21 protein-coding genes and 4 tRNA genes are annotated in these 21,210 nt (G+C 38.9%); 16 read left to right on the forward strand and 9 right to left on the reverse strand.

Annotated features, from left to right (window positions below):
• Nucleotides 1-155: 155 nt before the first annotated feature.
• On the reverse strand, nucleotides 156-1,034 hold the full coding sequence (locus tag FTU38_RS15175; RefSeq protein WP_180111709.1) for an ATP-binding protein: 879 nt from the start codon (nucleotides 1,032-1,034) through the stop codon (nucleotides 156-158).
• 189 nt (nucleotides 1,035-1,223) lie between these two features.
• Between FTU38_RS15175 and FTU38_RS15180 the strand changes: the two genes are divergently transcribed.
• The 6 genes from FTU38_RS15180 to FTU38_RS15205 all read left to right on the forward strand — a co-directional run bounded on the left by FTU38_RS15180 (nucleotide 1,224) and on the right by FTU38_RS15205 (nucleotide 4,119).
• The gene (locus tag FTU38_RS15180; protein ID WP_180111710.1) at nucleotides 1,224-2,735 is read left to right on the forward strand and encodes a DUF3336 domain-containing protein; all 1,512 of its coding nucleotides are present in this window, start codon (nucleotides 1,224-1,226) and stop codon (nucleotides 2,733-2,735) included.
• Complete coding sequence (locus FTU38_RS15185; protein WP_180111711.1) at nucleotides 2,713-3,537, forward strand: protein kinase; 825 nt, start codon at nucleotides 2,713-2,715, stop codon at nucleotides 3,535-3,537. The genes FTU38_RS15180 and FTU38_RS15185 overlap by 23 nt, the downstream gene beginning before the upstream one ends.
• A 107-nt stretch (nucleotides 3,538-3,644) precedes the next feature.
• Nucleotides 3,645-3,729: transfer RNA gene (locus tag FTU38_RS15190), tRNA-Leu, on the forward strand.
• 37 nt (nucleotides 3,730-3,766) lie between these two features.
• Nucleotides 3,767-3,840: transfer RNA gene (locus tag FTU38_RS15195), tRNA-Trp, on the forward strand.
• A gap of 36 nt (nucleotides 3,841-3,876) precedes the next feature.
• A tRNA-Leu gene (locus tag FTU38_RS15200) sits at nucleotides 3,877-3,961 on the forward strand.
• A 73-nt stretch (nucleotides 3,962-4,034) separates the two neighbouring features.
• Nucleotides 4,035-4,119, forward strand: a tRNA-Leu gene (locus tag FTU38_RS15205).
• Between the two features lie 305 nt (nucleotides 4,120-4,424).
• Here FTU38_RS15205 and FTU38_RS15210 read toward each other — a convergent pair.
• Nucleotides 4,425-4,628 carry a hypothetical protein gene (locus FTU38_RS15210; protein ID WP_078188846.1) on the reverse strand — a complete coding sequence of 68 codons (204 nt, stop codon included), beginning with the start codon at nucleotides 4,626-4,628 and terminating at the stop codon, nucleotides 4,425-4,427.
• A gap of 440 nt (nucleotides 4,629-5,068) precedes the next feature.
• On the opposite strand from FTU38_RS15210, the gene FTU38_RS15215 reads away from it, so the two are divergent.
• Nucleotides 5,069-5,335, forward strand: coding sequence for a hypothetical protein (locus FTU38_RS15215; RefSeq protein ID WP_111883866.1), 267 nt, complete (start codon nucleotides 5,069-5,071; stop codon nucleotides 5,333-5,335).
• A gap of 91 nt (nucleotides 5,336-5,426) precedes the next feature.
• Here the strand turns inward: FTU38_RS15215 and gloB are convergent, their stop codons facing one another.
• Nucleotides 5,427-6,158: a hydroxyacylglutathione hydrolase gene (gloB, locus tag FTU38_RS15220; RefSeq protein WP_180111712.1), complete on the reverse strand. Its 732-nt coding sequence runs from the start codon at nucleotides 6,156-6,158 to the stop codon at nucleotides 5,427-5,429.
• A 109-nt stretch (nucleotides 6,159-6,267) separates the two neighbouring features.
• The gene (locus tag FTU38_RS15225; protein WP_180111713.1) at nucleotides 6,268-6,876 is read right to left on the reverse strand and encodes a flavin reductase family protein; all 609 of its coding nucleotides are present in this window, start codon (nucleotides 6,874-6,876) and stop codon (nucleotides 6,268-6,270) included.
• A gap of 104 nt (nucleotides 6,877-6,980) precedes the next feature.
• Between FTU38_RS15225 and FTU38_RS15230 the strand changes: the two genes are divergently transcribed.
• Nucleotides 6,981-7,802 carry a PhzF family phenazine biosynthesis protein gene (locus tag FTU38_RS15230; protein WP_180111715.1) on the forward strand — a complete coding sequence of 274 codons (822 nt, stop codon included), beginning with the start codon at nucleotides 6,981-6,983 and terminating at the stop codon, nucleotides 7,800-7,802.
• A gap of 149 nt (nucleotides 7,803-7,951) precedes the next feature.
• A complete protein-coding gene (locus FTU38_RS15235; protein WP_180111717.1) occupies nucleotides 7,952-10,720 on the forward strand; it encodes a pitrilysin family protein in 2,769 nt (922 codons plus the stop codon).
• 80 nt (nucleotides 10,721-10,800) lie between these two features.
• Here FTU38_RS15235 and FTU38_RS15240 read toward each other — a convergent pair whose 3' ends face one another.
• Both FTU38_RS15240 and FTU38_RS15245 read right to left on the reverse strand, forming a co-directional pair.
• Nucleotides 10,801-11,865: an amidohydrolase gene (locus tag FTU38_RS15240; RefSeq protein ID WP_180111719.1), complete on the reverse strand. Its 1,065-nt coding sequence runs from the start codon at nucleotides 11,863-11,865 to the stop codon at nucleotides 10,801-10,803.
• A 172-nt stretch (nucleotides 11,866-12,037) separates the two neighbouring features.
• Complete coding sequence (locus FTU38_RS15245; protein WP_180007294.1) at nucleotides 12,038-12,439, reverse strand: DUF3144 domain-containing protein; 402 nt, start codon at nucleotides 12,437-12,439, stop codon at nucleotides 12,038-12,040.
• Between the two features lie 107 nt (nucleotides 12,440-12,546).
• Here FTU38_RS15245 and FTU38_RS15250 point away from each other — a divergent pair, with 107 nt between their 5' ends.
• Entirely contained in the window at nucleotides 12,547-13,179 is a 633-nt protein-coding gene (locus FTU38_RS15250; protein WP_180007293.1) for a hypothetical protein, read from the forward strand.
• 430 nt (nucleotides 13,180-13,609) lie between these two features.
• On the forward strand, nucleotides 13,610-13,780 hold the full coding sequence (locus tag FTU38_RS15255) for a hypothetical protein (protein ID WP_180111721.1): 171 nt from the start codon (nucleotides 13,610-13,612) through the stop codon (nucleotides 13,778-13,780).
• A gap of 100 nt (nucleotides 13,781-13,880) precedes the next feature.
• On the opposite strand, the gene FTU38_RS15260 is transcribed toward FTU38_RS15255, so the two are convergent.
• Entirely contained in the window at nucleotides 13,881-14,312 is a 432-nt protein-coding gene (locus FTU38_RS15260) for a hypothetical protein (RefSeq protein WP_168378945.1), read from the reverse strand.
• A gap of 224 nt (nucleotides 14,313-14,536) precedes the next feature.
• The gene (locus FTU38_RS15265) at nucleotides 14,537-15,997 is read right to left on the reverse strand and encodes an inorganic triphosphatase (RefSeq protein WP_180111727.1); all 1,461 of its coding nucleotides are present in this window, start codon (nucleotides 15,995-15,997) and stop codon (nucleotides 14,537-14,539) included.
• Nucleotides 15,998-16,319: 322 nt separating this feature from the next.
• On the opposite strand from FTU38_RS15265, the gene FTU38_RS15270 reads away from it, so the two are divergent.
• From FTU38_RS15270 to FTU38_RS15290, 5 genes are all read left to right on the forward strand, one after another.
• Complete coding sequence (locus tag FTU38_RS15270; RefSeq protein WP_180084259.1) at nucleotides 16,320-16,703, forward strand: DUF962 domain-containing protein; 384 nt, start codon at nucleotides 16,320-16,322, stop codon at nucleotides 16,701-16,703.
• Nucleotides 16,704-17,294: 591 nt separating this feature from the next.
• A complete protein-coding gene (gene thiE, locus FTU38_RS15275; RefSeq protein ID WP_078188828.1) occupies nucleotides 17,295-17,915 on the forward strand; it encodes a thiamine phosphate synthase in 621 nt (206 codons plus the stop codon).
• Between the two features lie 35 nt (nucleotides 17,916-17,950).
• Nucleotides 17,951-19,249 carry a glutamate-1-semialdehyde 2,1-aminomutase gene (gene hemL, locus FTU38_RS15280; RefSeq protein ID WP_180012251.1) on the forward strand — a complete coding sequence of 433 codons (1,299 nt, stop codon included), beginning with the start codon at nucleotides 17,951-17,953 and terminating at the stop codon, nucleotides 19,247-19,249.
• Between the two features lie 103 nt (nucleotides 19,250-19,352).
• Complete coding sequence (locus FTU38_RS15285; protein ID WP_180111723.1) at nucleotides 19,353-19,766, forward strand: heme-binding protein; 414 nt, start codon at nucleotides 19,353-19,355, stop codon at nucleotides 19,764-19,766.
• 683 nt (nucleotides 19,767-20,449) lie between these two features.
• Nucleotides 20,450-20,863 carry a hypothetical protein gene (locus FTU38_RS15290; protein WP_180012255.1) on the forward strand — a complete coding sequence of 138 codons (414 nt, stop codon included), beginning with the start codon at nucleotides 20,450-20,452 and terminating at the stop codon, nucleotides 20,861-20,863.
• Nucleotides 20,864-20,956: 93 nt separating this feature from the next.
• On the opposite strand, the gene FTU38_RS15295 is transcribed toward FTU38_RS15290, so the two are convergent.
• The coding region (locus FTU38_RS15295) for a transposase family protein (protein ID WP_218954729.1) at nucleotides 20,957-21,210 on the reverse strand (254 nt) is incomplete at its 5' end.

Raw genomic sequence — 21,210 nt, forward strand, 5'->3', positions numbered from 1 at the left:
CACGATTAATAAGTGCGCGGTTGTATGTAGACCAATTGAGAGTACGGTAAATTTTAGGTGTGGGCTTATTCATTTGAAAATTATATTGTGGAATAAGCCCTTAACGATAGGTTTGTGCAACAAAGCCTTTTCAGATCATAAAAATTTTGTAAACGTTATTTTGCCAAAGCCTTTAGATTTTCAGACCCAATCCAATGCTTTGAAAATTGATAAGCAGCACGCCCTGAACGTTGCCCACGACCTTGACACCAACGCAGTGCTTCAGCACGCGCTTCATCTGTCCAAGGCATTGCGGCTTTAGCCAAATAGTGTTCTACAATTTCTAAATATAAATTTTGATCCATTGGGTAAAATGACAGCCACATCCCAAAGCGGTCAGAAAGAGATATTTTTTCTTCGATCGCTTCTTGTGGATGGAGCTCAGTATATTGAGGCACATCTACCTTGGTTACAGGTGTGTTTTCATGCATGAATTCAGGCAATAAATGACGACGGTTACTGGTAGCATAAATAATAAAATTACTTGAACCTGATTGTAATGAACCATCCAAAACACTTTTTAAGCTTCGATAGTTTTCATCTTCAGCATTGAATGCCAAATCATCACAATATACGATAAATTTTTCAGGGCGATGTTCAATCAACTTTTGGATTTCTGGCAAATCAGATAAATCATCACGCTCAATTTCAATTAAACGTAAACCTTGGTCTGCATAATGGGTGAGCAGAGCACGTACGATGGATGATTTACCTGTACCACGAGAGCCAGTGAGTAAAACATCATTGGCAGGTAAGCCTTTTAAAAACTGTAAAGTGTTTTGAATCACTTTTTCTTTTTGACGTTCAATTCCTTTTAAGTCTTCTAAATACATGACTTTGGGCTGTTTAATGGCCTTAAGCTGCTTATCTTGCCATTTAAACGCGATACTCGAAAAATCGGGTGCTTGTTTAAGCTCAGGCAAACTGTGCTGTAGTTGTAAGAGTACAGTAGATAGCGATTGAATGATGTTGTCAGGTAAATCAATTGTAGCCATGATAAGTCAGCGTGTCGTGTCTTGTTGTTGGTTGGTATATGACAGCAGTGTACATCAATAATGTAGTTATAATCGCCTAAATATGTCAAAGTTTAATGATTGTTCTGGGAGATCAGCGCTATTCGAACAACCAAAAAGTTGTTATAAATCTAGCTGAGTGAACAGTTTAAAGTGTGCTGAGGGATAGTCATGTTGTTTACAGGGTTTTCAAAAAGTATTAATCCACATCAGGCATATCGGATAAAAAAATTAAAGCGTCAGCTCGACCGTGCTGAATGTTATGAAGAATGGAAAGATATCGCACTTAAAATAGACGAAGAATCGGGTGCGCAAGAATGGAAACTCGATAATAGTTCACCGTATTTTGATGCAGAAATTATTACTCATCGTTTAGGGTTACTGAGACGATATCGAGCTCAGAAACGTACTCGAGATTTGATGTATATTTTAAGTGAAGGTTTAACTTATGATGTGGGCAATATTGCCCATCCCTTGCTGTTTACAGTAGCCTACGTCGGCACCAAAAAAATTATTGAAGACTATGTTGATGAGGTGAGTCAAAGTTTGGCCTTTATTGCATCCGAAGAATGCGTTTGTCTCAATGCTGCACAAAAAATTGAATTCTTTGAACAAAGCCAAAAAGCCTATGGACAACCTGTATTGATGTTTTCCGGCGGTTCAACTTTAGGCTTGTTTCATACCGGTGTGTGTAAAGCGCTGATGGAACAAGACCTCATGCCAAAAGTTTTGTCAGGTTCCAGTGCTGGCGCCATTATGACCGGGATGTTGGGTGTATCTAAACCGTCAGAATTTACCAATTTATTAAATGGACAAAACTTCTTTAGTGAGGCATTTCACTTTCGTAAATTGACTGAATTAGTGCAGGGTAATGGCGGTTTGGCAGATGTAAAATATCTGAAAAAGTTTTTGGTTGAAAACTTAGGTGACTTAACTTTTGCCGAAGCATATAAGCAATCAGGTCTGCATATCAATGTGGCAGTTGCGCCTTATGATGCATCACAAGATGCACGAATTATGAATGCCTATACATCACCAGATTTGTTGGTATGGAGTGCGGTGTTGGCATCATGTGCAGTGCCTATTCTATTTCCACCGGTACGACTGACCAGTAAGCGTTATGACGGGCAATTTACGCCATATATGTCGGCAACGCGTTGGGTGGATGGCAGTGTGCGCAGTGATTTCCCACAGGAGAAAATGGCGCGTTTGTATAATATTAATTACAGTATCGCTAGTCAGGTCAATCCGCATATTGTGCCGTTTATGCAGGATGATGCTTCACGCTTTCGTAAAAGCATGTTGAGTTGGCCTGAGCGGATCGTTCGTCGTCAAGGTAAGGTGATTAGTAAAGGGGTGATGGATTTTGCCCGTGAGCGAGCAGGAAGTATTCCACCGGTAAGACGGTTGCTTGATCATGGTTATGGCGTGGTGGATCAGCGTTACTATGGTGATGTCAATATTGTGGGGAAATATGGCTTAAGACACTATAGTTATATGTTGCAAAATCCTCGACCTTATCTGTTTAAAGTATTGCAGCGTGAAGGTGAAAGAGCCACTTGGCCGAAGATTTCATTAATCGAAACGCAAGCTCGCATCGGTAAGACCATTCAGCATTGTTTGGAATTATTAAATTATCAAAATGCACCCAATCAACGCCATGCAGAATTTATTGCGGTTTAAATCCACAGATTTAACGCAAATCATTTATGAGCCAAAAACCAAATCCAAAAGTTTGGTTTTTGGCCGTCGTCTATATCAATTTCAATTCAATCAACAACGTTATTGGCTCAAGGCGCAAGTCAGTGACAGCAGCCCTGAACATGTAGCTAGTTTTGGTCGAGAAATTGAGCTGTACCAGCTATTCAATCAAGCGTCTAGACAAAACAGCATCACGCTACCTTTTCAAGTGATAAAAGAGACGCATCTCAGTATTCAGCAAGAGCCTATTGATCGCCTATTAATACTGCCCAATGCTGAGCCTTGGTTCTTACAGCCTGTATCGAATTTGAGCATTGAGCAGGTGAGGCAAGTGCTATGGCAAGCAATCGATGTGGTTGAGCGATTAAGCTTGCACGGTTGGATACATGCAGATTTAAAACAAGAGCATTTTGTGAGTTGGCAAGGGCAGTGCAGACTCATCGACTTTGAGCAAGCGCTACCATTAGATTTTGATCAGCAAAATGCCTTAACTGCGACACCACGTTATATGGCTCCAGAACTTTTCCATGGACAAGCAAAATCTTTGCACAGTGATATCTATGCGCTGGGGATTATTTTCTTGGAATGGCTGACATCACAGCGTTTAGAGGCAAAAAACTATCAAGATTGGGCCTATTTACATTGCCAACGCTTAAAGCTTGATCTGCCAATGCAATATCAAGGGTTTACTCAGCTATTGCAACACATGTTGATGAAGCAAAAAAATGACAGATTGGTAGATTTTTATCGCTTAAAAAGCGACTTAGTTGCTGAATTTGCTTAAGAAAAATACAAAAAAAGCACTATTGTTTTTTATTTAAACAAACAAGATGCTTTTTTATAAAAAAGGCTTGTCATGTAGGGGTGATCTCTATAATATACACAGCCATCGGGGACGTGGCGAAATTGGTAGACGCACTGGATTTAGGTTCCAGCGCCGCGAGGTGTGAGAGTTCGAGTCTCTCCGTCCCCACCACTGAATTACTAAACATGAGTTTGGTAATGAAGGTCACAGAGGATTGGTGTAATGGTAGCATGACGGTCTCCAAAACCGTTCGTCAAGGTTCGAATCCTTGATCCTCTGCCAGGTTTTAAAAAGTCTGACATTGTCAGCAACCCTGTTGGGGACGTGGCGAAATTGGTAGACGCACTGGATTTAGGTTCCAGCGCCGCGAGGTGTGAGAGTTCGAGTCTCTCCGTCCCCACCACTTAATTTATTAAGTTGCCAAATAAACAGGTTTTTAAAACAAATTAAAGTCTGACATTGTCAGCACCCGAGTTGGGGACGTGGCGAAATTGGTAGACGCACTGGATTTAGGTTCCAGCGCCGCGAGGTGTGAGAGTTCGAGTCTCTCCGTCCCCACCATTAGATTAAGCAAGGTTTTATACCTTGCTTTTTTGTTTTGAAATTCGAAAAAATCAGTGTCTTAAACATGGTCTTTTTTGAAGACTAATTCTAATAAAAAAATCTAATGAAAGAATGATGAACGAAGAGATACAGCAAGATGTCTTATCTTGCTTTTTTATTGTCTGAAATTTATCTCGTTAAAATGAGTCAGTAAAACAAAGGTGAAAAAAAGCCCGCATATACGGGCAAATTTAGAAATGCGGATTCGAATCAATCGAATTAAATCATTTATTTCTAATCGTTCGAATAAATTATAAAGAAGATTATGCCTTTAAATGATCTTCAAACTCTTCACCGAGCTGCATGGCCAAAGCATTACCAGACAAGTCTACAGTCACTAGACCATATTCTTTTTTAAAACTGAATGTAAATCCACGATTATCTGCCAGTGTACGAACAGAATATCCTAACTTTTCTAACCAAAGACGGAAGGCAACTAAATTTTTTGCTTTAACCACTTTTTTCACGAGCGAACTCCTTATCAATCATTAAAATATTAAATAGGGGTGTCAAAATATTTTTTAAAGGGGAAATGAAAAACTTTTATTTAAAATATGAAATTTTGATGGATAAATAAACAGATTATCGGCTTGTAAACGGTATAAACTCATTTAACTTGCTGTTTTATAAAAAGCTAAACTTAATGTAAGTAAATATAACGTATTTAAAAATTAGGTTTTTGGCAGTTGGATTAAAATATATCCTATGTGCATAGAGAAGCTGTGCACAAAATAAACGATTGCTTGGCTTAGAATGCACAGCTGTTTGGGCATGCAGTTGTGGATTGCAAATAACAGCTTGTTCAAAACCTAATTCGCTGGATAGGTGAGCTTGCAATGCTATTTCTCATCAAGATTTGTCGAAATGCTTTTATACTATGTCCCATCGATATAAATAGATTGAACGCATGCAAAACATTGAGCACGCTGTCAAAGCAAAAATTGAACAGATGCAACAAGCGGGACAGACGCCTGTTGCGGTGATGCTTGGACATGAAGATTGGTTAGTCTTTTCGGAGCAATCCAAAGTGGCATATACACCATTTGGTAGTGCACGACGTTATCAGCCTGCATTAGGTGGTTTATTGATGGTACGTATCGATGAAATGCAAGCCGTACGAGTTGTGACTCAAGCTGAATTGGATGAATTTGCTGCCACCAATCAAATTTTATAAATATAAAATTATGAATCGGCCCGAAATATTCATCACAAATAAAACAGTTTATTTGTGATGAAATCTAAAATGCTTATAACTCGCAATCCAATTAAAAATTGTCTTTGAGTTCTCTTAAGCGCTGAAACGCTTCAACACTTTCTGCGCGTAAAAATGGATTAGTTTCTAATTCTAGTTCAATACTGCTCGGTAAAGTACATTCTCCAAGCATTCGTAGTGATGCAACCTCATCAAACCGCTGTTGTATGGCAAGATTGTCAGGTTCAACATGCCGCGCAAACTGCGCATTCGATAGGGTGTATTCGTGAGTACAATACACTTGAGTTTCAGCAGGGAATGCGGCTATACGGTTCAATGAATCGTACATTTGTTGAAAGGAGCCTTCAAATACACGTCCACAGCCCATAGCAAATAATACATCGCCACAGAAAAGTGTATGAATGTCATCGATAAAATATACGATATGACCGAGGGTGTGGCCGGGCGTTGCTGTTATTTCGACTTCAAGACCATGAAATTCAAAACGGTCATTATGATCGAGAGGATAATTTACCCATGGAATACGGCTTAATTCTGCACGGGGGCCGTAAACAGCAATGTTTTTATCTTGAATAAGTTCCGGTACACCACCGACGTGATCTTTATGCCAATGCGTTAACCAAATTTGTGTGAGATTGAGTTGATGTTCCTGACAATAGCGCTCGACTAAGGCAGCTTCAGTAGGATCTACCGCAATGACATCATGGCTTTCGGTGTGTTCAAGCAGCCAAATATAATTTTGCAGTGAATTTTTGACATCCAATGTATGTATTTTAAACGCCATATCCATTCATTCAATATTTAAAATTAAGTTAAAGTTAGCATGAAAATGCTCAAAACGGATGATTATCCATTTTTAGCCCTAGATAAACGACAGATCTCACAGCGCTATTTTAGTCTGGTGTCTCGTCTACAGATACAGGATTACCAATGGTATAAAAGTGCCCGCCAGCAACATGATGTAGGCTTTTCCATTCATCTTCTACTTCATGATAATACCAATGTCCGTTACGGAAGACGCGGTCGTCTGCATAGGCAGCAATGACTTCGCCAATAAACAGATCGTGCGCTTGTTGATTGTGCGGCTCAGGAATAAGTTTGCACAGTAGCCAAGCAGCACAACCTTCAACCACAGGAATATCTGAGGCATTAAATTGAAATAATTCCACGCCACATTGGCGTAATTTTTCTGGCGCATCACGTTGGCTCATCATACCAAGTGCATAGACCAGTTTGAGTTGTTTCAGTGTCGGTACTTGTAAGGCGAAATAGCCTGAATTCTCAATAATCTCACGTGTTTTAGTTGATTTATCCAGTACTACCGTCACTTTTGCTGGGCTGAACTCTAAGGCGCATGCCCATGCTGCAGTCATCACACCAGTATGGGTTTGATCTTTAGCAGAGACGAGCACAGTCGGCCCATGATTTAAAAGTCGGTATGATTTTTCTAAAGGAACAGGGTGAATATGCGTTTTCAAAATTGTACCTATATTTAAGTTCATCTAAAACTTAGATGTTTTATTAAAAAGTGTTGCTACATAGCATATAACGCATGAAATATTTTCAAAAGCCTTTAATATAAATCACTAAATCAGGAGTTCTATCAATGAAAATGTATCAAGTGGACGCATTTACCCAAGTGTTATTTAAAGGCAACCCAGCGGCGGTTTTGGTGTTGGATGAATGGTTAGATGAACACTTGATGCAACAGATTGCTTTGGAAAATAATCTGTCTGAAACTGCATTTGTGAAAAAAATCGACAGCAGCAATTATGAAATTCGTTGGTTTACACCGACCACTGAAGTGGACTTTTGTGGACATGCGACATTGGCCAGTAGTTATGTGCTTTTTGAGTTTTATACGGCTGAAAAAAATATCCAATTTCATGTCAAAAATCTCGGTATTTTTAGCGTAAATAAAGCTGAAGATGGAAAAATTCTGATGAATTTCCCTGTGCGTCGGGCACAGGTCGTGAGTGAATATCCTGAAGAGCTACGTCTAGGGTTGAGTCAACCTTTTAAGCAGGTTTATCTGAATACGCAGGCGTATATCGTGGAATACGAAACGGCTCAACAAGTTTTGGACGAACAACCGAATTTTGAAATTTTAAAACGTCTTGGCAAAATCCGCACCGCCATCACAGCGCCGGGTACGATCACTGATGTTGCAATCACTGCGGCAGCCCAGCAATATGACTGCATTTCACGCTATTTTGCACCGGGTAATGGCATCAATGAAGATCCTGTTACGGGTTCTATTCATACTGGAATCGTCCCTATTTGGGCAGAACGTCTACACAAGCGTCAGATCTTAGCGTATCAAGCTTCGAGTCGTGGTGGTGAGTTACACTGTCAAATGCTTGAAAATGACCGTATAGAAATCTCAGGCTATGCTTGTTTATATATGCAGTCTGACATTTATATCTGAACATAAATCAAATACATGCTGTCGAAATCTGCAGCATGTATTTAATAAAAAATAACTATTAATCCAGAAAAGCTCAGCATAAAATCAAAACCAATCTGATCGACAGCACTGCGCTGATCGATGCTAAATATAAAGGACACTTGAATTACATGCGTATTAAACATTTAACGCTTTCACTTTTTTTTGCAGGTTTAAGTACAAGCCTCTTTGCTCAACCTGTATTGGTTAAAACTGAACAAGCCATTGAAGAATATAAATTAGACAACGGTTTTCGCGTGGTTTTGGCGCAAAATGATAAAGAAAGCAAAGTGTTTATGAATACGGTGTATTTCACGGGTTCATTAAATGACCCTGCGGGCAAAGGTGGTTTGGCACATTTGCTCGAACATTTGGCCTTTAAAGGCACTGAAAATGTCAAAGGTGATGAATTTCAGCGTCGCTTAGACCAATTCACGCTGATGACCAATGCCAGTACGGATTATTATTCAACAAAATACACCAATGTGATTCGTCCTGAACAAAGTTCAATCGATCAAGTCTTGCATTTAGAAGCAGAACGGATGGACAAATTGGTACTTCAGGAAAAATTTGTACCGACAGAAATTGATATCGTTAAGCGTGAACGTGAAATTCGTTTAGATCAGCCATTTTCAGTGTTAATCGACCAAGTTTTAAAAGAAGCCTATGGCAATCAATCTTTAGGCCGCTTACCGATAGGTGATTTGAAAGAACTTCAATCGATCAATATGAACGAATTAAACCAGTTCTATCGCCGTTGGTATGCGCCAAATAATGCAGTGATGGTGATTTCTGGTAAGTTTGATAAAGCGGCTGTATTAAAACAAATTGATCAACAATTTAGCCCAATTGCCGCACGCCAAATTCCTGAACAGGCCAAAGTCCCTAAATTAGATGGAACGAAATTAAAGCAACGCGAATTTACAGTTCATAAGGGCAGTGACTTTGGTAAATTTAATATTTATTTAAATGGTGCAGTCGAACCGATTAAAACTGCTTTGGCGGTATCTCCAACTTTGTATACCTTACAGCCAAGTGGGCATTTGTATCAAAGCATGGTGGAAACAGGGACAGCAACCGCAGTTCAATCCACCACATGGTTAGATAAAGATTTTAATTTGGTGTTTATGGGGGCGATATATGGCCCAAGTCATGATGCTAACAAAGTGGCAACCAGTCTGGCACAAGGTGTAGAGCAGAATAAAGCCTTTAATGACGTCGAGCTAAACCGTGTTAAAAGCCTGACTCGAAATATGGCTGACAATGTCAAAAATAGCGCAACAGCACTTGGCGAGCGTCTTAGTTCTTATACTGTGGCTTATAACGGGGACTGGTCTCAATATTTCCGAGACTTAGATAAAGTACAAAAGCTAAATGTAAGCGACGTGAATCAGGTGTATAAGGACTTTCTAAAGCCCGAATACCGTGTCACAGGAAATATTCTACCAACACCTGAAGACCAGAAGAAAGCACAGCAACAGGCTGCGTCAAAACCTGCTGAAACTTTAGATCAGCAAGCGCCTGCAGAAGAGCCGTTGAAAGATGCGAGTGTTTATCGTGCTGAAGTGAAGCAATACGTTGCAGAGTCTAAGCAATATCTAAATCAGAAAGAGAAGCAGATTCAGCGGGCTAAATTTAAAAACGGCATTCAGTATGCATTGTTCCCAACCAAAACTCGTGATGACAAGACCTATGCCACGATTGCATTGGATTTTGGTACAGCACAAAGCTTAATGAATAAAGGGGAGTTGCTAGATTTAACAGCTTATCTCATGTTCCGTGCATCTAAAGATCAAAGCTTACAGCAAATTGCCGATAAAATTATTGATGTCGGTGGCGGTGCAACGGTTAGTGCAAATGATAATGGCCTCATGATTCAAGTGGTTGCTCGTAAAGAAAAATTTGCAGAATTTTTGCAATATGTCATTGATGTTATTAAAGCTCCGGCATTTGAGCAGTCACAATTTGATTTAATCAAAGCGCAAAGTTTATCGAGTTTGGATCGACCTTATACAGAGCCGGATACCGTTGCTGCAATGACGCTGTCGCGTATTGTCGAGATCTATCAGCCGGGGGATATTCGTTATCACTTCGAACCTGAACTTGCGAAAAAACAAATTGAGTCGGCTACACGTGATCAAGTGCAGCAGTTACATCAAAAATTCTTTAAAACACAGCATGCACAAATTGCGGTAACTGGTGATTTTGATACTAAGCAAATTGAAAAAATTCTGAAAAAAGAATTTGCAGATTGGAAAACCAGCGAGCCATATCAACGCTTAGAGTCTACGTTTACGGCATATCCTGCACAGAAAGTGCATGCATTGTCTGAACAGCGTGAGTTTGGTAGTTACCAAGCGATTATGACTCTACCTGTAGGTGTGGAGCATACTGATTCTCCTGCACTACAAGTATTACGCCACATACTTGGTGATTCACAGTTGTCTTCACGTTTAGCTCAAGAGTTACGTGAAAAGAATGCACTGGTTTATGGTTTTAGTGCAGACATTAATTTTGATGAATGGGTGAATTCGGGTGTACTGAGTATTGATGCAAACTACACTGCGGGTAAATCAGCACAAGTTTCTCAGTCTGTTCATAAAGTTTTGCAAAACTTATTGAAAAATGGCGTGACGGAACAGGAAGTAGAAGCGGCCAAAGCCAGTATTTTGAAAAAGCGTTTAACTGCACTTGAAGATGACCGTCGCATTCATAGCATGTTGATTCCACAGTTAGAAAAAGGTCGTGACCTAAACTATCATGAAAAACGTGATCAACGCATTGCTGCTTTGACCAAGGCGGATGTTGATGCTGTCATTAAAAAATATATTCAACCTGAACATTTGGTTGAAGTGATGTCTGACCAATATGGTCAAGCCGCAAAATCTACTCAAAAATAAACCGAATAAAAAAATCCTCCAGATGGAGGATTTTTTTTGAGCCGCAATGGATAGCTTGATAGCAAAATAGCTTAATGAACTTATAGGCGGTAGAACTGACGCGCATTTTGTTGGAAGACTAAAGTCAGCGCATCAGGATCATAACTCGCGACCGCATCTGAAAAGGCGTCAATAATATTCACCAAGGATGCACTCACACTATCCATCGGGAAGTTAGAGCCAAACATCACACGGTATTTCCCAAAGCATTGTAGAGCATGCGAAATAAGCGGGAAGGCGCAATCGAAAATCTCTTGTTTGGATGCAAGGCGTTGTTCTTTATGAAACTGATGACCCAGCACAGGCATGAATAAACCAGACATTTTGGTATAAACATTTGGGCAACTTGCCAGTTCAGCTAAATCATCTTTCCAACGAAACAAGATATTGTCACGTGAAGTTTGGGTTAAGCCTGTATGTGAGCCGACAGGTCCAAAGGCACCGACAGGTGTCCCAAAATGATCCAGCACGATAGATGTTTCAGGGAAAGCACGTGCTAAAGCGGTTAAATCACGAATCTGGTCTGAATAAACCCATGCATCAAAACTTAAATTCATTTGAGCAAGGGCTTCAAAACCTTTCATAAATTTTTTATTGGTATAGAGATGGGGCTCATTGGTCCATGCGTGAACTTTTGGGTCTTCATGTACAGCTGCCATTTTTCGTATGCCACGAAAATGTGGGGAGGCTTGTTTATGCATTTTAAGAATTTTCTTAAAACTACTGTCACATGGGTCTGCAGTGCCGACTATGGCGCCAAGTTTAATCTTTTGAGCATTAAAGTCTAAAGATTCAATAAACTTTGTTTCACCAACCACCCCTTTGCCTTTATGGTCATGCCAGCTCGCTTCTACATGTACGATTTGATCGACCTGATAATGTCCTGCATCTTGCTTATAATTTTCAGGCAAATACGGTGTCGTCACATGTTTGGTTAAACCAACTGTGTCAATTAACTCTTGCGGCTTAACTAAGCGCATCATTTTGTCGAGCAAGTAGGGATGTTTACCCAATAATTTCACGGCAAGTGAAGCGGCATGTGGGGTATTGTATGGATCCCATTGATGTATATGTGAATCCACGATGGCAAAATCGAGCGTCTGCATTGCTATCCTTGTCCTTAAAACCATGTCCATTTCTTGCGTATTTCATTGTATTTCCGAATACGCAAGGTACTGAAAATAGTTTGAATGATGAAAATACAACGTTATGACTGAATATTAAATCAAAGCTTTGTGAAAGAGAAGTTGTATAAAAAAAGCCCCGAAGGGCTTTTGATTAATGCTGATGATCGTGGTGGTCATCATGCTTATTTGCATGGAATTCTTCGTTATGACGGAAGCGAAGATAGTTTTCAAACTGTTCGCAATATTCATCATAATTATCTTCAAGCATCATTTGAAATTGTTGAAGAATATAAGACATCACTTGATCTTTGGCATCACGCATTTCTTTGCCATCTTTGAAGCCATTTGCAGCAACCCAAGTATTAAAGCGAGCAGTACCAAATAACATGGCAGCACTCACTTGGCCGCGCATTTCTGCAGGTTTAACTTGAGAACCTTTTTCAACACGACAAAATTCATTGGCTTGTTTAATAAATTCATCCGCACGTTCAAAGAAAGCTGCATTCAACGCTTCTTCTTCGGTTACATCAGTAGCTTCAATCTTTTGAACCATGAATGTGTCCTAGCATAAAAATCTAATGCAGTATTATAGGCAAAGCCTTGCAGAAACTAAACCTTTGACTTAATCTAAAAAATAGCCTAAGTAAAATGGAATGCTTCATGCAAGACGCAATCGCAGTGCAAAGTCTGAAAAGTGATATTGCATTACTTCGACAAAATATTTGGCCGCCCTCAACCTTAGCCAATGTAGAAGGGCTGCCCATTTATTATGGTACACAGTCTGAAGTAGCCGAATATTATGCACAGTGGACAGGCTTAATTGAACGTGCTCAAGACTTATTTCAACCCTTTGTGGAAGATGAAGTCCTTGATGCAATCCATTTGCCGAGTCATTTGAATCTGCCGCTTTTTTATTTTCATGTGGATCGTATTCGAATCAACAAAACACGTGCGAAAGAATCTAAAACCTTTCGTGGTATTGCAAGTTTGGTTGAAAAATGTGGGCAGTTTGAAGCAGATCAAATTCAAGCGATGCGACATTGGCTAGACAGCGATGACACTGCAGCCTTGGTCGGACACCGTGAATTTATTGACCTCAGAACCTATGTATTTCAACATGGGCAAAGTGATTATACCCGTACTCGTTTTTATGTGAATGGCATTGTACTTAGTGTCGAAAACGAGTTTAAATTGGTGGATGCCCGTGACAAACCACGTAAAGCCCGTAGCGATAGCTATAGTGACCCTTTAGCAGATAACAATACGTGGAAAATCTTTGGGAAATATCGTTAATTAATAAATATCGTTAATTACTGATGTTACGCAGTAACATCAGAAGCGCCATTTGATTCAAATAAAAGAGCGATACGCGGCAACGTCATCCGCAAGTGTTTGAGACAGAACTACATCTATTTAAAGATGTTTTTGCGATACTTTGAATAAGTAGACGCTAGTGAACGAGTTTTGCGGATGACAATGGTTTTGGGTACTTTTGCCGAAACAAAAGTACTTCCAGCCGAAGACTAATCCCTTTATTTAAACCCTAGATGTAAGACTCCGTCGAATAGACTTAAAAATCATTTTAAAAATGCGTAATTACTTTTACGTGCGTAACATCAGTTAATTAAATATGTTGACGATATTACTTAGAACGTGAATTTAGTTCGCTGCACAAGGATGCTTTGGATTATGTAATCCACGCCCTAATGTGAAAATAGCCACTATGGCAAATGCCCAAATTGAAAGTTTGGCTCATGCAGAGCAATTGACTGATTTTTATATGACCTTATTGCAAGGGATGACGATACAAGCACGTGATGGTATGGCCTTGACACAATTACAACGCATGGTGAGTAATGCCATGAAATCATGGGGGTTATTAGCACAAGGTTAAATCAGTATGGATTATGAATTAAACCCCCAATAGCAGTGTAGCCTTAAGGCAATTTTCTTAGTTTTTTTGAATGACTGATATGCAAATACTATATTGAAGTTTATTTGCAGGGATGAATTTTAATGTCGCCCAATTCCATCACACTGATATAACCGTCAACCGCAATTAAATTGTCGCTTTGACTCGATAGGGTGAGACATTCTCCAGACTTGACGCTAGATAGTAGCTGACCTTGTTGCGGATTCAAGTTCATGCTGTAAATACTCAGTGTGCCAGCATCGGTTTTGATTTGGTAAGACTCATCACCATAGTCCTCATTATTATTGCGCAGGACTTTAAAGGTTCGTCGTGTCTGATCAAAGTTTTGAGTTGGAGAAAGCGGCTTTTCGACTTGTAAGGATGCCGTGCGCCTTAATTCGGTACTTTGCACAGGCTTATGTTGTTCACTACAAGCACTCAGTATTGGGAAAAATATAAAAATAAGTGAAAATGAAAATAGGGGATAAATTACAGGTATGTGACTTTTCAACATAAAACCACCCTGAATCTAAGTTTTCAGATAACTTATTTTAAAAGTTTTTATCCAGAAAACAAAAATAATAGCTTCTCAAAATATTTCAATGTAACTGAGTCAAACTAAGGAAATGATGAATTGAAAATAGCCGACTATGAACCTGAATGTTCAACAAATGAATATCTATATGACAATGTAGGATACAAATAAAAAAGGGAGACTCATTGAATCTCCCTTAGGTTTTATTTAATGAGTTTTCGACTGACAAGGAATTGCTCGGTCGCTTCTAATAGCTTATCTGCATAAACCTCTTGTTTTGCAGTCAACCAGCCGAGAACAAACCAATCACTAGCTTCCAGCTCTGTTTGCTGAATATATTGTGCAGAAGAGGAAAGGACTTGATATTCCTGAGCCGCGACTTGTGCATCATTGAGCGCTTTACTATATTTCTGCAAGTTTTTTACATCATAAATAGACGTCAAAATTGGGAAGCTAAATTTAAGCTCTTGTATGCGCTGAGAAAGCACATCTAAGCTTTCAAAATTGTTAATGTCGGCATCATTTAAAGCCTCTTGCAGGGCTTTATATTGGTTTTGAAGGGTAGTTTGAGCATACCATTTAAAATCATGTTGTTGCGGTGCTTCATCGACTTTCAAACTAAACATTAAAAGCTCAAGATAATGATGCACATTTTGAGTCGATTTAACCAAATTGCCTAACTTCTCTTTGGCATACAAAATATCTTTGGTTAAATTTTCTGAGGTCGTTGGGTTTTGTAAAAAGCCACCCAAGGTATTTTGCATGTGCTCAAAATGGTGTAATTGTTCAAACTGCTGTTTAAATGCGCCCAATTGCACAGCCCATTTTTCAACGATATCGCTGTTCCAATCTTTAAACAGCGAAATGGTTAATTGTAAATGATGGAGTGCTTTTTGAGCTTGTGTAATGTGCTCGGCCTGAGCAACACCTGCAGAAATTGCGGCAATATTAGGCAGAAGGTGCTGCATTTCCTGTGCAATTAAAAGTCGTAAGTTTTTTGCGGCAGTATCTTTTTTACTGAGTTGAAATTCTTTAGCCTCAACTGCTGGACTCACAGTTTGATTAAACGCCAGCAAATTCCCGATTTCCGCTTTACTGCGAACATCTAACCATAAATGATACTTTTTAACCCATTCGAAACTAAAGGCAAGGAGTGATTGAATAGAGCCACTTTTAAGCTCAAATTCAACTTCGTGAACCTCTGTTTCTGTGCTGTTGCTGCGGATACAGCCGACATCTAAGCAAACTTCGATCTTGGCATCTTCAAACTCTATGACGCGATAAGTTCTGAGAATATCTGTTTCAAACTGAAGTTGTAACGAATCCTGCTGATCGCCTAAAGTGGTTTTTAAAACTGACTGAACATCAGCTTCATTGGCATAGACCGATAAATCTAGGGCAGGGGCTTGTTCATGCTCGCCCAAATCTAAGTTATGTTCAAACCGTTCAATGTGACTTTTACCTGCAGCTTTCAGGGTTTGAATCCAGCGCGTTCCTTCTAAACGTTGACGCAAAGCTGCATGCTGCTGTGCCATTTTTCGATCTGGGGTATCAAAATATTTAGCTTTAAGTTGAATTTGTTCCGATTTTTTTGGATCGAGTACCTTTAATAATGCAGTTCGACGTGCTTCTGGAATCTGGAACTTTAATTCAACTTCAACCATGGTTTTCTGTCCTGATGTCACAACTTCATGATCTGGCATGAAGCGATCTTTAAATTTTTATAAAAATGAAAAACTAAATCGTACGTAAATTTTCTATGAGCTAAACGCGTTTCGATTGTAGCGAAAAACAGTGGAGAAGTAAGACTTGACTGATTTGAAAACTCTGCTTTTGGACTAAGAAAAGTTTTAAAAGATGGATATTCCATCAATTGTATAATTCACTATTGCTTGAGTTACATTGGGACAAAATAAAATTTTACGCCTTTAAAGTGGGCGAGTTTTGAGCTATGTTGATTAAAAATAAGTTCAGGATGAGCACAAAATGAATTCACAAGTACAACCCGAGTTTAATCGAGATTTAAAGCCCGAATTTCAGTTACCTATTCGTGACTACTCGCAATTTTATCGATTTTATTTGACTGAACATCGAAATATCATGAGCCGACGTTTACATGCCACAGGCAGCAGTATAGGACTCTATTTCTTTGCAAAAGCAATTTTAAAAAGACAACCGAAGTATTTTGCTTATGGCCTGGTTTCAGGCTATGCCTGTGCATGGGTCGGACATTTTTTCTTTGAAAAAAATAAGCCAGCTAGTTTCAAGCAACCTTTGTACAGTTTTATTTCCGATTGGCGCATGCTGTCTGATATTGTGAAGGGGAACTTAAGCTTACAAGACCGCAATTTAGATAAGATTGATAGTTAATTGTTTATTAATCAAACGCTTAATTTTTATGGATATGGGTGTGATTTTTTTGAGTAAATGACTTGCAAAATTAGAGTGATTAGTCTAATAATGTTCATATTGTTTATTTAATTCTTATCTAAAACATGAATAGTCGATAAACCCCAGTTTTCCGAGCCTAGAGTGACCTTCTCTAGGCTTTTTTTATGGCCTTAGAAAAGTCTATTGTTTGAAATATATAACAATAAAAACTTTTATAAAATAGGCTAGACTTTTTGATGCTCTGAACGCTCCCCAAAACGTTTCTTACCAAGCACCAAAAAGTCTAATAGGTTACTCATTATTATTTTTATAAAGTGTTGTGTTTTTATGCGCTGCGTTTTGTGTTCTTTTGTTGCAGTATTAAATAATTTGTATCAGTTTTGTTCTATACCTGAAAATAGGTATTTTTTGCCATTTTTTACAGACAATTCAATTAAACATTTATATAAGCAGTCTTGTGAAAAGGAATATAACTTTCACAGCGGGAAAATATTAAAATTTTATGCCCCAAGCAACATTTCATAGACCTAATCGCTATAATATTCAAAAGTTTTAAGTTGTGATTGAACTATGCGTGGTTTATACCTCATTACCAATGATGATCCTATAGAATTGCTTTTAGCCAAACTTGAAGGCGCGATGGCGACTTATGAAGTCGCTGTTTTGCAATATCGCCGTAAAAAAGTGGCAAAAGAAGATCAGGCTTATGAAATTGAATACATGAAAAATATGTGTAATCAGTACAAAGTGCCTTTTGTTATTAATGACGATTTAGAAACTGCAGTTCAATATGGTGTGGGTGTACATTTAGGGCAAGATGATGGTTCAATTGCTGAAGCTGTAGCACGTTTACCTAAAAATGTTTTGATCGGTCGAAGCTGTAATAATTCTTTAGAACTGGCTGAGCAGGCGATTGCAGACGGTGCAAACTATGTGGCTTTTGGCGCCATTTTTGCGACTGAAACTAAGCCTGAAGCAGGCAATATTGGCTTAGAAACGCTAAAACAAGCCAAAGCGAAACTAAATGTACCTATTTGTGCAATTGGTGGTTTAACTGTAGAAAATTCTGCTGAAGTGATTGAAGCGGGTGCTGATCTTTGTGCTGTGATTAGTGATGTATTAGGTCGTTCAATGTCTGCTGTAAGCAGTCGTGTTTATGAATGGTCTGAGCTTTTTGCTGAACAAGCTTAATTTTATTTTTTAGATTGAATAAGTAGAGAATTTTTATGAGCTTATCTGCTAAGCAAGAACAATTATTTAAACAAGCCAGCAAGCATATTCCTGGCGGCGTAAACTCTCCTGTACGCGCATTTAATGGTGTAGGCGGTACACCGGTATTTATCGAAAAAGCGCAAGGCGCATATCTCTATGACGTAGACGGAAAACGCTATGTCGACTATGTCGGCTCTTGGGGCCCAATGATTTTAGGTCATGCGCAGCCCGACATTATTAAAGCGGTTCAAGAAGCGGCTGTTGATGGTTTAAGTTTTGGTGCGCCAACTGTGCATGAAACGACATTGGCGGATATTATTTGCGAAATTATGCCGTCTATTGAGCTGGTGCGTATGACCAACTCAGGGACAGAAGCAACCATGACAGCAATTCGTCTTGCTCGTGGCTACACTGGCCGTGACAAGATTGTAAAATTTGAAGGCTGCTACCACGGTCACTCAGATTCGCTTTTAGTGAAAGCAGGCTCAGGCTTACTCACTAAAGGTGAAGGCGAAGCAACTTCTGCAGGTGTTCCGGCTGATTTTGCCAAACACACTTTAACACTGCCATACAATGACATCGCCATGCTGAAAGAATGCTTTGCAAAATTCGGTTCAGAAATTGCAGGTGTGATTGTCGAGCCAGTTGCAGGCAACATGAACTTGGTGAAACCAATTGACGGTTTCTTGCAAGCGATCCGTGATGTATGTGATGAGCATGGTTCTGTCTTTATCATTGACGAAGTGATGACAGGTTTCCGTGTCGGTCTTGGTGGTGCGCAAGCGCATTATGGCGTAACGCCTGACTTGACCACATTAGGTAAGATCATTGGTGCTGGCTTGCCAGTCGGTGCATTTGGCGGTAAACGCGAAGTAATGGAATGCATCGCGCCGCTGGGCAAGGTGTATCAGGCAGGCACACTATCAGGCAACCCACTTGCAATGCGTGCTGGTATTGAAATGTTTAAACATTTGCGTAAACCAGGCTTCTATGAAACTTTGACTGAAAAATTGGCAGGCTTGCTTGCTGGTTTACAAGCTGCTGCAGACGAGGCGGGCATTCCGTTCTTTACGCAGCAAGTAGGTGGAATGTTTGGTATTTACTTTACAGATCAAACTGAAATCACTGGTTTTGATTCAATTTTGAAATGTGATGTAGATGCGTTTCGCACTTTCTTCCATGGCATGCTGAAACGTGGTGTTAACCTTGCACCGTCTGCATTTGAAGCCGGTTTCTTCTCAAGCGCACATAGCGATGAAGATATTGCATTTACCATTGAAATGGCGAAAGAAGTTTTTGCTGAAATGAAGTAATTTTCATTTAAATTGGTAATTTCTGCTTTAGAATAAAGCCCGCAGCCTGCTGTGGGCTTTATTTGTTGTTTTAAGTTCAGTTTTTTAAGAAAAGGATTTTTAAATGAAAACCAAGCATTATTTAACTCTGGCAGATGCAGAATTTTTACTTAACACAGCACATGCTTATGCAGTCGAAAATGGTTTTAATGTCAGCATTGCGGTAATGGATGATACAGGCAATTTATTGGCGATGAAACGTATGGATGGCGCATCGCCAATGACAGCAAATTTATGTTTAGAAAAAGCCAAATGTTCAGCCATCAGTAAGCGCCCATCTAAATTGTTTGAAGATTTGATAAAAGGTGGGCAGATGGGTTTCTTAACCATGCAGACGTTTAATGGCATGCTGGAAGGTGGTGAGCCGATTTTGTATGAAGGGCAATTGGTGGGTGCAATGGGCGTGTCTGGGGTAAAGTCATTTCAAGATGCAGAAATTGCACAAGTGGCGATTGAGAGGTTTTTATCTCAGGTATAAAATTTCTTCAGAAATTTGTAAGCTTAACTTTAGCAATATATGTCAGTTTTATAGCTAATGATACGTTGAACGTGATTAATCACAAAAAAGCCATTCCAGTGCCCTATTTACTGGAGCGGCTTTGATTAAGATATTGATGCTTATGATAAAATTTAAAGCTGTTATTCACCAATTAAAATGTCTATGCGATAAACCATTTAAAATGTCCTGTTTTTTCATATAATTAAAAAATTCACCCCCATAAAAAACAACAAGAAACCGACTTGGAAATAAGTCGATTTCTTTTTGAGAAATTTTGATACATCTTGCTAATTAATTTGATCAATATCGGATCAAATTGTCGTTTTTCTCTGCGTTATCAAGCCAGCGCTTAATTAAATTATCCACAATTTCTGCGGACAACTCTTGGAGTAAAAATCTACCAATTTTGTACCCCTGAGCACACATGACTTTAGGAATTTTGCGGATATTCACAATCTCTTGTATTCAATATTATGAAGTCATAAGAGAACAGGACGTTCCGCAGAATAAAAATAAATAATCGCACAAGGATCGGCGGAACGACAGGAGTTATGCCAAGCGAACCAATACGAAAAAGCCCGACAGGATGTTGGGCTTTTTTATGTTCTGTATATCAGCGAAACATTTGATGTAAACTGCGATTAATTACTTATAAAGTATTCATGATGAAATTTTTTTTTAAAGAAAAAATTGTCGATTTTTTTTCATTAATGGCAATTTTAATTCTGATCATCTCATGGTTTCTTCCTGTATTCGATGGCATGAAAGGATATGAACTTTTTGTATATTCATTTTTTTTACAATTTTTGATCTTTCCCATTATTTTAGTTTTTCCAATTTGGGCAAATCTATCCCTCGTTTTTACATATTTTTTATTAAATGATAATGATCCTAAATCATTTCGTTGGAGCTGTATAACTTTAGCAATGATGTGCTATGGTCTTGCCACCATTTTATTTATAGATGGTAAAAAAGGTGAACCTGTTCTCGTCGGTGCTTATGTTTGGATATTCTCAGGAGTTTTACTTTGCATCTGTGCCTATATTAAAGTGAAAAAAATATCAAAAAATGATTAATCATAGGCTAGATTTTGTATAAGAGATTTACGTTAACAGATGATTGAAAATTCCATGAATTTGGTTGTTCATATAACAGATTTCTTTCATAAGTCATTTTTCACGCAGCTCCAAGTTATAAATTCCAGCAATTAGATTGAATCTTAATGCTAGTCTTTTGCCTCGATTGCGATATCGCTCAGCAAGAATTTTGAAGGTTTTCAAACTGCCAAATACATGTTCAATTCCAATTCTTCTTTTATTGATTTCCTGATTATAGATTTTTAGTTCGGAATCCAGTTTACAGCGCTTCTTTGCTTTTAATGGCAACAAGCTATTTGGATACACTGTATAAATTCCCTGATAAC

It is taken from the genome of Acinetobacter sp. YH12098, from assembly GCF_013419235.1.
In the GTDB taxonomy this organism is placed as follows: domain Bacteria; phylum Pseudomonadota; class Gammaproteobacteria; order Pseudomonadales; family Moraxellaceae; genus Acinetobacter; species Acinetobacter amyesii.

Bases quoted from the DNA above. Each gene is read 5' to 3' on its own strand.
- FTU38_RS15230 (WP_180111715.1), top strand. From the start codon at position 6,981: ATGAAAATGTATCAAGTGGACGCATTTACCCAAGTGTTATTTAAAGGC.
- thiE (WP_078188828.1), top strand. From the start codon at position 17,295: ATGCGTGGTTTATACCTCATTACCAATGATGATCCTATAGAATTGCTT.
- FTU38_RS15250 (WP_180007293.1), top strand. From the start codon at position 12,547: ATGCAAGACGCAATCGCAGTGCAAAGTCTGAAAAGTGATATTGCATTA.
- FTU38_RS15260 (WP_168378945.1), bottom strand. From the start codon at position 14,312: ATGTTGAAAAGTCACATACCTGTAATTTATCCCCTATTTTCATTTTCA.
- FTU38_RS15290 (WP_180012255.1), top strand. From the start codon at position 20,450: ATGATGAAATTTTTTTTTAAAGAAAAAATTGTCGATTTTTTTTCATTA.
- FTU38_RS15180 (WP_180111710.1), top strand. From the start codon at position 1,224: ATGTTGTTTACAGGGTTTTCAAAAAGTATTAATCCACATCAGGCATAT.
- FTU38_RS15185 (WP_180111711.1), top strand. From the start codon at position 2,713: ATGCAGAATTTATTGCGGTTTAAATCCACAGATTTAACGCAAATCATT.
- FTU38_RS15245 (WP_180007294.1), bottom strand. From the start codon at position 12,439: ATGGTTCAAAAGATTGAAGCTACTGATGTAACCGAAGAAGAAGCGTTG.
- FTU38_RS15255 (WP_180111721.1), top strand. From the start codon at position 13,610: ATGGCAAATGCCCAAATTGAAAGTTTGGCTCATGCAGAGCAATTGACT.
- FTU38_RS15225 (WP_180111713.1), bottom strand. From the start codon at position 6,876: ATGAACTTAAATATAGGTACAATTTTGAAAACGCATATTCACCCTGTT.
- FTU38_RS15240 (WP_180111719.1), bottom strand. From the start codon at position 11,865: ATGCAGACGCTCGATTTTGCCATCGTGGATTCACATATACATCAATGG.
- FTU38_RS15175 (WP_180111709.1), bottom strand. From the start codon at position 1,034: ATGGCTACAATTGATTTACCTGACAACATCATTCAATCGCTATCTACT.
- FTU38_RS15265 (WP_180111727.1), bottom strand. From the start codon at position 15,997: ATGGTTGAAGTTGAATTAAAGTTCCAGATTCCAGAAGCACGTCGAACT.
- FTU38_RS15270 (WP_180084259.1), top strand. From the start codon at position 16,320: ATGAATTCACAAGTACAACCCGAGTTTAATCGAGATTTAAAGCCCGAA.
- hemL (WP_180012251.1), top strand. From the start codon at position 17,951: ATGAGCTTATCTGCTAAGCAAGAACAATTATTTAAACAAGCCAGCAAG.
- FTU38_RS15285 (WP_180111723.1), top strand. From the start codon at position 19,353: ATGAAAACCAAGCATTATTTAACTCTGGCAGATGCAGAATTTTTACTT.
- FTU38_RS15235 (WP_180111717.1), top strand. From the start codon at position 7,952: ATGCGTATTAAACATTTAACGCTTTCACTTTTTTTTGCAGGTTTAAGT.
- gloB (WP_180111712.1), bottom strand. From the start codon at position 6,158: ATGGCGTTTAAAATACATACATTGGATGTCAAAAATTCACTGCAAAAT.
- FTU38_RS15215 (WP_111883866.1), top strand. From the start codon at position 5,069: ATGCAAAACATTGAGCACGCTGTCAAAGCAAAAATTGAACAGATGCAA.